Here is a 10,101-nt window from a genome sequence, read left to right as displayed (position 1 = left end):
GCCGGGAGCCGGGAGCCGGGAGCCGGGAGCCGGGAGCCGGGAGCCGGGAGCCGGGAGCCGGGAGCCGGGAGCCGGGAGCCGGGAGCCGGGAGCCGGGAGCCGGTAACCGGGACGCCCGGGACACCGCCGTGCGCGGTCACTCTTCCGCGGTCACTCCCCGGCGGCCGTCATTTCCACCACCGCCAGATCGCCCGCCGGATGCACCCCGGCCACCCGCAGCCCGGCGCTTTCCGCCAGCGCCGTCAGCTCCGCCACCCCACGCTCACGCGCCCCGAAGTACACGAGCATCCGCAGGTCCATGCCCGTGTGCACCGACTCGCCGTCCGCGCCGAACCGTTCCACCACCAGGACCCGCCCTCGTGTCCCCGCCGCCTCGGCGCACCGGCGCAGGATCGCCCGCGCCGCGTCGTCGTCCCAGTCGTGCAGGACCGCGGAGAGGAGGTAGCCGCCCGCCCCGGCGGGCAGCGCCTCGAAGAAGTCGCCCGCCACCGCGTCCGCGCGACCGGCCAGCCCGGCCGCCGCCAACGTCTCGCGTGCCGCCCGTACGGTCTCCGGCTGGTCGAACACGGTGCCCCGCAGCCCGGGGTGCGCGGCGAGCAACGCTGCCAGGAACGTGCCGTTGCCGCCGCCGACGTCCACGATCCGCCCCAGCGAGCCCCAGTCGAAGGCGGGTACGACGGTCTCGGCCCACCGTGCGACGTCGACGCCCATCTGCGCGTCGTAGTCGGCGGTCCGATCCGGGTCCGTCTTCAGGTCGTCCCAGAAGGAACGCCCGAACTGCCGAGGGAACGCCGCCTCGCCCGTCCGTACGGAGTGGGGGAGCGCCACGAACGCCAGGTCGGCCCGGCCGATGGCGCTCTCCACGTCCAGCATCCGCCGCGCGCCGGACGGGTGGCCGTCGCGCAGCTCCTCGCCGCGCGGCAACAACCCGTAGCGGCCCTCGTCGTCACGGCTGAACACCTTCATCGTCACCAGGTGCCGCAGAACCCGGTCCAGCACCCCGGCGTCGACCTTCGTGATCGCGGCCAGCTCCCGTGCGCTCCGCGCTCCGTCCGCCAGGTGGTCGGCCACCCGCAGCGTCGCCACGGTCCGGACCGCCATCGGCGTCACCAGATCCGCGATGTCCCAGATGCCCTGCCCGTCCCCGTCCGCCACTTCCCGGATCCTCTCTGCACGGTCGTGCCCCACCGGCGCTGCTGCCGCCGCTGTCACTTCCACGGTACGAACGGACCGATCCACGCATCCGCCACCGGCCGTCTACCCGTGCCCGCCCGTCACTCCGCGCACCCGCACCCGATACCCGACCTCGCCGCCGCCCTGACGCCCGACGACCACCTCCCCACCCTCCAGCCGCGTCACGAACCGCTCGACCGCCGGCCGCTGCCAGCCGTCACCGGCGTCCGGCACGACCAGGCCGCCACCACCGCGGCCCTCCTTCGGGGTCCACACCTCCAGTTCCGTCGTACCGTCCGCGCCCGCCACCGGCACCACCGCACCGGCTCGCGCCAGCACCGGAATCCGGGACAGCGGCGCGTCCACCAGCACCTGTCCGGGCCCGTCGTACGCCCGCCCGTCCGCCGTGTCGTACCAGCGCCCGCGCGGCAGCCGCACCGCCCGCCGCGTCACCCCGGGCCCCAGCACGGGCGCCACCAGCAACGCGTCACCCAGCAGGAAGGCGTCCTCGCAGTCGCGCAGCTTCCGGTCGCGGGGGGTGTTCCACCAGACGGGGCGTACGTACGGCGCTCCGGAGAGGCGCGCCAACTGCGCGAGCGTCACGAAGTACGGCCGCAACCGCATCCGCTCCAGCAGCGCGGCCCGCGCGTGCTCCAGCACTTCGGGCCCGTACTCCCACGGCTCCCGCCGTCCCGCGGTCATCGCCGAGTGCGTACGGAACAGCGGCAGGTACGCGGCCGTCTGGAACCACCGCAGATACAGCTCCGGCGACGGCACCCCCGAGAACCCGCCGACATCCGGCCCGCTGTACGGCACCCCGCACAGCCCCATCCCCAGCACCAGCGACAACGAGGCCCGCAGCCCAGGCCACCCGGTCGCCACGTCCCCCGACCACGTCCCCCCGTAGCGCTGCATCCCCGCCCATCCGGAACGGGAGAACAGGAAGGGGCGCTCCTCGGGCCGCAGTTCCAGCAGCCCTTCGTACCCGGCGCGTGCCATCGCCAGCCCGTACACGTTGTGCGCCTCCCGGTGGTCACCGCCCCGGCCCTCCAGCGCGTGCCGCGCCGACCGCGGCAGTGAAGGATCGCCGAACGCCGCGAACGACACCGGCTCGTTCATGTCGTGCCACACCCCGGAGAACCCCTGGGCCAGCCGCTCCGCGTACAGCCCGCCCCACCATTTGCGCACCCGCGCGTCCGTGAAGTCCGGGAACACCGCCTCGCCCGGCCACACCACTCCGCGCACCGCCCGGCCCCGCGCGTCCCGTACGTACGCGTCGGCCGCGGCCCCGCCCTCGTACACCGCGTTGCCCGGCTCGGCCTTCACCCCCGGATCGACGATCGACACCAGCCGCACGCCCTCCTCGCGCAACTCCCGTGCCAGTCCGGGCAGGTCGGGGAAGGCCGTACGGTCCACGGTGAAGACGCGATGGCCGTCGTAGTGGTCGATGTCCAGATGCACGGCGGACAGCGGCAGCCCGCGCTCCCGGTAGCCGGAGACGACCCGCCGTACCTCCGCCTGGCTGCCGAAACCCCACCGGGCGTGCTGCGGACCCAGCGCCCAGCGGGGCGGCAGCGCGGGCGCCCCGGTCAGCGCCGTCCAGCCGAGCAGGACGCGGGCGGGCGTACCGGCCAGGACCCAGTACCGCAACGGGCCGCCGTCCATCCGCAGTTCCGCGCAGCCCGGCCGGTCGTGCCCGGAGCCCGCACCCTCCACCCCTTCGCGCAGCGTCACCGTGCCGTCCCACGAGTTGTCGTGGAAGACCAGGTGCGTACCGGCGTCCGCCACCACGAGCTGCACCGGCATCGTCACGGACAGCGGATCGTCGCCCGGCACGAACGCACCGCCCGGGTCGGTGTTCCACAGCCGGTACGTGCCCGCCCGCAGCCGCGGCCCCGCCGACCGGCCGCCCAGCCCGAAGAACCGGGCGTCCGCGGCCACCTCGGAGCGCTGCACCCAACGGGAGTCCCCGGCCCGCTCGCCGGACCCTCCGCCGCCGTCCCCGGAGACCCCGGCCCCCGGCCCTTCCCCACCGGGCCCTCCGCTCCCGTCCCCGGGCACCCGGTCCCACCAGCGCGGCGGCAGCTCCCGCCGCAGCACCACCCCGCCCGGCGTCCGCACCTCCACCGTGCCGTGCCGCGACACCGTCACCGTCACCCGCTCCGACACGACCCGCCAGCCGCCCTCCGTACCGGGCTCCAGCACCGCCCGCGCGTCCGGCTCCGGGCACGCCCCGGCCAGCGCGTACGACGGCTCCGGCGCCGCGTCGTCCCAGCCGCAGAACACCGCACCGCCCGACGCCACCCGCACCCGCAGTGACGAGCGCGCGAAATGCACCACACCGCCCCCCGGCTGCGGCTCCGCGCGCACCGCCGTCCCCGGCACCCGCGCCCGCTCCCGGCCGCCCCGCGGCAGCCCCAGCGCGTCGGCACGGCGCCGCCGCCACGCCGACCGCCACGTCCGCAGCCCCCGTACCGATCCCAGTGCCCTGACGGCCCGGACCGCACCGGCCGTCCCGTCCCACCGCGGCCACCGCGCCGACCGCTCTTGATCACGCCCGTCCATGCTGCTCAGCCTGCCATCGACGGCCCGCGACGGGGGCGTTGTTCAGACCCCGTTCACCTGGGAAGAACCAGGACCTCACACGCGGCACACCGGTGGCGCGCACGCCGCCGGTTCCGGCCACCGGGCCACGCCGGAGCCCGCTCCTGACGACAGGTACGGGGCCGCCGCCGTACACGGACGCGCGATCGCTCCCGACGCGCGCCCGCGGCCCCAATGTGCGGCCGACCCTGGCGCAGAAGTCGATCACGTGGCATCGTCCTGCCCAGCCGTGTCACACGCACGCGCCCCCGCGCTGCGCCGGGGCGATCCCCCGGACCGGACGGGGACCACGCACACCGCGTACCGCACGCCCACACCGCGTCCACGCAACGCCGCGTACAGCCGGGAGCCGATCATGACCACCGCACCGCAGTCCGACCCGCAACCGGAACCCCTGTGGCAGCCCGGCCCGGACCGCATCGCCGGCGCCCAGCTCACCCGGTTCCACGACTGGGCGGCCGCCCACCACGGCGCTCCCGCCCGCACCGCCGGCGACCCGGTGGCGGACTACGCCGCGCTGCACCACTGGTCCGTGACCGAACTGTCCCGTTTCTGGCAGGCCGTCGCCGCCTGGTTCGACGTCCGCTTCGCCACGCCGTACGAGACCGTCCTCGCCGACCCCGCGATGCCCGGCGCCCGCTGGTTCCCCGGCGCCACCCTCAACTACGCGGAGCACGCGCTGCGCGCCGCCGAGGACCCGGCCCGCGCCGACACGCCCGCCCTGCTGCACGTGGACGAGACCCACGACCCGGCCCCCGTCACCTGGGCCGAGCTGCGCGCCCAGGTCGGCGCCCTGGCCGCCGAGCTGCGCCGCCTCGGCGTACACCCCGGCGACCGGGTCAGCGGCTACGTCCCCAACGTCCCGCAGGCCGTCGTCGCCCTCCTCGCCACCGCCGCCGTCGGCGCCGTCTGGACCTCCTGCGCCCCCGACTTCGGCGCCCGCAGCGTCCTGGACCGCTTCCAGCAGGTCGAGCCCGTCGTGCTGTTCACGGTCGACGGCTACCGCTACGGCGGCAAGGAACACGACCGCCGCGACACCGTCGCCGAACTCCGCCGCGAACTGCCGACCCTCCGCGCCGTCGTCCACATCCCCCTCCTGGGGACCCCCGCGCCCGAAGGCGCCCTGGAGTGGTCCGACCTCACCTCCGCCGTCACCGAACCGGTCTTCGAACAGGTCCCCTTCGACCACCCCCTGTGGGTCCTGTACTCCTCCGGGACGACCGGCCTGCCGAAGGCCATCGTCCAGTCCCAGGGCGGCATCCTCCTCGAACACCTCAAGCAGACCGGCCTGCACTGCGACCTCGGACCCGACGACCGCTTCTTCTGGTACACCTCCACCGGCTGGATGATGTGGAACTTCCTCGTCGCCGGCCTCCTCGCGGGCGCCACGATCGTGCTCTACGACGGCAGCCCGGGACACCCGGACACCGCCGCCCAGTGGCGGATCGCCGAACGCACCGGCACCACCCTGTTCGGCACCTCCGCCGCGTACGTGATGGCCTGCCGCAAGGCCGGCGTGCAGCCCGGCCGCGACTTCGACCTGACCACCGTCAAGTGCGTCGCGACCACCGGCTCCCCGCTGCCGCCCGACGGCTTCCGCTGGCTGCACGACGAGGTCGCCGCCGACCTGTGGATCGCCTCCGTCAGCGGCGGCACGGACGTCTGCAGCTGCTTCGCGGGCGCGGCGCCCACCCTCCCCGTCCACATCGGCGAACTCCAGGCCCCCTGCCTCGGCACCGACCTCCAGGCCTGGGACCCGCACGGCGAGCCGCTGACCGACGAGGTCGGCGAGCTGGTCGTCACCAACCCCATGCCGTCCATGCCGATCCATTTCTGGAACGACCCCGAGGGCACCCGGTACCACGAGAGCTACTTCGACACCTACCCCGGCGTCTGGCGGCACGGTGACTGGATCACCCGCACCGCACGCGGCACCGTCGTGATCCACGGCCGCTCCGACTCCACCCTCAACCGCCAGGGCGTACGGATGGGCTCGGCGGACATCTACGAGGCCGTCGAACGCCTCCCCGAGATCCGCGAATCCCTCGTCATCGGCCTCGAACTGCCCGACGGCGGCTACTGGATGCCGCTCTTCGTCCACCTCGCGCCCGGCGCCACGCTCGACGACGCCCTGCGCGACCGCGTCAAGCGGACCATCCGCGCGCAGTGCTCCCCGCGGCACGTCCCGGACGAGATCATCGAGGCCCCCGGCGTACCGCACACCCTGACCGGCAAGCGGATCGAGGTCCCCGTCAAACGCCTCCTCCAGGGCACCCCGCTGGAGAAGGCCGTCAACCCCGGCTCGGTCGACAACCTCGAACTCCTGCGGTTCTACGAACGGATCGCAGCCGAGCGCGCCGCGGCCGAGGGCGCCGCGACCGAGCGCGGACGGTAGCGGGCGGGCCGTCGCGGACGGCCGTTGTCAGACCCTCCGATTACTCTCAGTCACAAGTGAGGCTCGCCGAGCGAGCAGCACACACCGACCGAGGGGGAGCCATGACCACACCGTCCCGACGCACCACAGACCGCACCGCGGACAACGAACACACCGCACGCACCGGACGCACCGCTCCGGGCGGGCCCGCCGCCGCACGCCGCATGCTGCGCCGCGAGATCCCGAGCACCGCCGCCGTCCTGGCGGACGCACAGGACTTCGCGGCCATGCGCCGCTACCGCACCTTCCCGTTCGACGACCACACCGCCTACCTCCAGCAGATGGAGACCCTGCTGCGCTCACTGACCGCCCAGGGCATCCACACCACCGTCGCCCTCTTCGACCCCGTCGCGTACGAGACCTTCTGCACGGACCTGGATCTGGACCCCGACCGCCCCGACAGCCGCTCCCGCTACACGGCCGAACTGGCCTGTACCGGCGCCACCCTGCCGTACACCGGCGAATCCCTGGCCCGGCTGCTGCCCGTCCTCATCGACGAAGCGGAACGCCAGGCGACCTGGGACCGCGCCACCGCGCTCCTCGCCCGCACGGGAGCCTGTGCGGACTGCGGCGAGGACCTGGCGCGGGCCGCCTTCGCGCGCGCCTCCCGCGCGGTCACCGGCCTGCTGGACACCCTCGGCGACGGCACCCACCACCTGGTGTGCAGCGTCCCCGCGACCGGCACCCCGCTCCTCGCCGTGCTGCACGCCGACTCCCGCGAGGACGGCCGGCTGGAGCTGTCCGAAGCCGCGACGCTGGTCTTCTGCACGGTCCTCGCCGCCGGCGTCGCCCTGCGCAGCCCTGGCGGCATCGTCTCCCGTACGGCCGAGACCGCCGGGCGCGACACGGTCCGCGGCTGGGTCCTGCGCGACGCCTGGCTGCACCCGCTCAGCGCCGCCGAGGTCTTCACGGCCTACTGCACGGACGCCGCCACCGGCGAACCCGTCCCGCCCGAGCCCGGCGTCGACTACGACGCGGGCCTCACCCTCCCCGACCCACCGCCAACGGAGGGACACGACCACAGCCACCACTGACACGGCGGCCACCTCGCCGCACCGCAGGACGGCCGCCCCACCGCGAACGTAGGACGTCAGCTCTGCCGTGAACGCCGGACGGCCGCCCCGCCACAAGGGCGGGACGGCCGTCCGTACCAACGTCGTGCTGCCTGCTCGGCGAGGTCCGGAGGCCGGGCCGGTCACTGCCGCGCCGGGTCCGCCGGGGACCAAGCCTCGGGGATCATTCCCCGGAGAGCACCGCCTGCGCCGCGGCGCGCGCGTCCTCGGCGGTGTCCGCGGCCCGCGCGGCGGAAGCGGCACGCTCGCACTGGGCCAGCGTGTGCTTCGCCAGCGTCGCGCGCACGTAGGGAATCGACGCCGCGCCCATGGACAGGCTCGTCACGCCCAGACCCGTCAGCACACAGGCCAACAGTGGATCGGAGGCCGCCTCACCACAGACACCACAGCTCTTGCCCTCGGCCTTCGCCGACTCGGCCGACAGCGCCACCAGGTCGAGCAGCGCCGGCTGCCACGGGTCCTGCAGACGCGAGACCGCACCGACCTGACGGTCGGCGGCGAAGGTGTACTGCGCCAGGTCGTTGGTGCCCAGCGAGAGGAACTCGACCTCCTGCAGGATCGACCGGGCGCGCAGCGCGGCGGACGGAATCTCCACCATCGCGCCGAACTTGGCCTGCAGCCCGGCCTCGCGGCACGCGTCCGCGAACGCCTTGGCGTCGGTCCGGTCGGCCACCATCGGCGCCATGACCTCAAGGTAGACCGGCAGCCCTTCGGCAGCCTGGGCCAGCGCGGCCAGCTGCGTACGGAGCACCTCGGGGTGGTCCAGCAGCGTCCGCAGACCCCGCACGCCCAGCGCCGGATTCGGCTCGTCACCCGGCGTCAGGAAGTCCAGCGGCTTGTCCGCGCCCGCGTCCAGCACCCGCACCACGACCCGGCCCTCGGGGAAGGCTGCCAGCACCTTGCGGTACGCCTCGGCCTGCTTCTCCTGCGACGGCGCCTGCTTGCTGTCGTCCAGGAAGAGGAACTCGGTACGGAACAGCCCGACACCCTCGGCACCCGCCTCCACGGCCGCCGGCACGTCCGAAGGACCGCCGACGTTCGCCAGCAGCGGCACCTTGTGCCCGTCCGACGTGGCACCCGGGCCGGTGGAAGCCGCCAGCGCGGCCTTGCGGGCCGCGGCGGCCTGCTCCAGCTCCGCGCGCTTCTCGGCGCTCGGGTCCACGAAGATCTCGCCCGTGCTGCCGTCGACGGCGACGACGGTGCCCTCGACCAGTTCGCCCGCGCCCGGCAGCGCGACCACGGCCGGCACCCCCAGCGCCCGCGCGAGGATCGCGCTGTGGCTGGTCGGCCCGCCCTCCTCGGTCACGAAGCCGAGCACCAGCGTCGGGTCCAGCAGCGCCGTGTCGGCGGGCGCCAGGTCCCGCGCGATGAGTACGTACGGCTCGTCGCTGTCCGGCACACCCGGCATCGGCACGCCGAGCAGCCGCGCGACGATACGGTTCCGCACGTCGTCGAGGTCCGCGACCCGCCCGGCCAGGTACTCGCCGGCACCCGCCAGCAGGGCCCGGTAGGCGGCGAAGGCGTCGTAGACACCGCGCTCGGCGGTACTGCCCACGGCGATGCGCCGCTCGACGTCGGCCATCAGCTCCGGGTCCTGGGCCATCATGGCCTGGGCTTCCAGCACGGCCTGGGCCTCGCCGCCCGCCAGGTTGCCCCGCGCGATCAGGTCGGCGGCCACAGCTTCCACGGCCTTGCGGGCACGCCCCTGTTCGCGCTCCGCTTCCTCGGCGGGAATCTGCTTGGCCGGCGGTTCGAGGACCGCCGTGCCCATGTGCCGCACCTCGCCGATCGCCACACCGTGGCTCACGCCGACGCCTCGCAGCGTTGTCTCCATCTCACCCGTCTCCGGTTGATGCGGCGGTCACTGCCGCCGCGGTGGTTGTCGTACGTGCCGTCGGAACGGCAGCAGGGGCTACTGCCAGCTGAAGAGCTGCTCGCCGGCCTTGATGTCGCCGTCCTCGACGACCTCACCGAGGGAGTCGGCGGTCGCCTCCAGCGCGACGACCGGGCAGACCGGCGACTTGCCGGCCTCTTCGACGGCGGCCGGGTTCCAGCGCACGACGGCCTGGCCGCGGGTGACGGTGTCGCCCTTGTTGACGAGCAGGTCGAAGCCCTCGCCGTTGAGCTGCACGGTGTCGATACCGAGGTGCGTCAGCACGCCGTGGCCCTCGCTGTCGACGACGACGAACGCGTGCGGGTGCAGCGAGACGACGACACCGTCAACGGGCGAGACGGCCTCGGACGGCTCACGCACCGGGTCGATGGCGGTACCGGGACCCACCATCGCGCCGGAGAACACCGGGTCGGGCACGGCCGCGAGTCCGATGGCGCGTCCAGCGAGCGGGGACGTCACGGTGGTCATGGGAGTCCTCCCAGGGGTGGAGATCTTTCAGGCCGCCGTCACTACCTGTCCTGGACGGCGCACCGATCAGAGCGTAAGTCATAAGAAGTGAGGGTTCCGCACGCGCGACACCAGCCCCGGAGCAGCGTCCCCGGGGAATCGATTTGCCCCGTCCGACGCGGCCCTGTACTGTCTGACACCTGCCCCGGTCCGACAGAACGCGATCACTTCGCGGCACGGACAACGGGCGGCACTCCTTCAGAACTGATCGAGATTTTCGACCTCGTTTCTGCATGTCTGCGGAAAACACGGTGGTCCGGAAGCCCGAAACGGCCTGATAGAGTGGTGGAACACCGAAGGGAAGCGCCCGGAGAGCCTGGCGAAACAGGCACAAAGGAAGCGTCCGTTCCTTGAGAACTCAACAGCGTGCCAAAAGTCAACGCCAGATATGTTGATACCCCGTCCACCGGCACACG

Annotated in this window: 6 protein-coding genes; 2 read left to right on the top strand and 4 right to left on the bottom strand. The window is 73.8% G+C overall.

The annotated features are described in order from the left end of the window. Positions 1-150: 150 nt before the first annotated feature. A complete protein-coding gene (locus ACZ4QV_RS33375; protein WP_361155238.1) occupies positions 151-1,155 on the bottom strand; it encodes a methyltransferase in 1,005 nt (334 codons plus the stop codon). Between the two features lie 102 nt (positions 1,156-1,257). After that, the gene (locus tag ACZ4QV_RS33370; RefSeq protein ID WP_361586003.1) at positions 1,258-3,738 is read right to left on the bottom strand and encodes a glycoside hydrolase family 31 protein; all 2,481 of its coding nucleotides are present in this window, start codon (positions 3,736-3,738) and stop codon (positions 1,258-1,260) included. 394 nt (positions 3,739-4,132) lie between these two features. Between ACZ4QV_RS33370 and ACZ4QV_RS33365 the strand changes: the two genes are divergently transcribed. After that, positions 4,133-6,172 (top strand): acetoacetate--CoA ligase, encoded by a 2,040-nt coding sequence (locus ACZ4QV_RS33365; RefSeq protein WP_361155242.1) that lies wholly within the window; start codon positions 4,133-4,135, stop codon positions 6,170-6,172. A gap of 101 nt (positions 6,173-6,273) precedes the next feature. After that, the gene (locus ACZ4QV_RS33360) at positions 6,274-7,245 is read left to right on the top strand and encodes a hypothetical protein (RefSeq protein WP_467763804.1); all 972 of its coding nucleotides are present in this window, start codon (positions 6,274-6,276) and stop codon (positions 7,243-7,245) included. Positions 7,246-7,447: 202 nt separating this feature from the next. Here the strand turns inward: ACZ4QV_RS33360 and ptsP are convergent, their stop codons facing one another. Beyond that, positions 7,448-9,118: a phosphoenolpyruvate--protein phosphotransferase gene (gene ptsP / locus ACZ4QV_RS33355; protein ID WP_361155244.1), complete on the bottom strand. Its 1,671-nt coding sequence runs from the start codon at positions 9,116-9,118 to the stop codon at positions 7,448-7,450. A 78-nt stretch (positions 9,119-9,196) separates the two neighbouring features. Further along, positions 9,197-9,646, bottom strand: coding sequence for a PTS sugar transporter subunit IIA (locus tag ACZ4QV_RS33350; protein ID WP_361586007.1), 450 nt, complete (start codon positions 9,644-9,646; stop codon positions 9,197-9,199). Between the last annotated feature and the right edge of the window lie 455 nt (positions 9,647-10,101).

Source organism: Streptomyces sp. NPDC026394, assembly GCF_055567735.1.
Note: the sequence above shows the minus strand (reverse complement) of the source record. Positions and strands in the feature narration are given on the sequence as shown.

What these genes read in the sequence shown, in the direction of transcription:
- ACZ4QV_RS33370 (WP_361586003.1), bottom strand. Translation starts at nt 3,738, where the DNA reads ATGGACGGGCGTGATCAAGAGCGGTCGGCGCGGTGGCCGCGGTGGGAC.
- ACZ4QV_RS33365 (WP_361155242.1), top strand. Translation starts at nt 4,133, where the DNA reads ATGACCACCGCACCGCAGTCCGACCCGCAACCGGAACCCCTGTGGCAG.
- ACZ4QV_RS33360 (WP_467763804.1), top strand. Translation starts at nt 6,274, where the DNA reads ATGACCACACCGTCCCGACGCACCACAGACCGCACCGCGGACAACGAA.
- ptsP (WP_361155244.1), bottom strand. Translation starts at nt 9,118, where the DNA reads ATGGAGACAACGCTGCGAGGCGTCGGCGTGAGCCACGGTGTGGCGATC.
- ACZ4QV_RS33350 (WP_361586007.1), bottom strand. Translation starts at nt 9,646, where the DNA reads ATGACCACCGTGACGTCCCCGCTCGCTGGACGCGCCATCGGACTCGCG.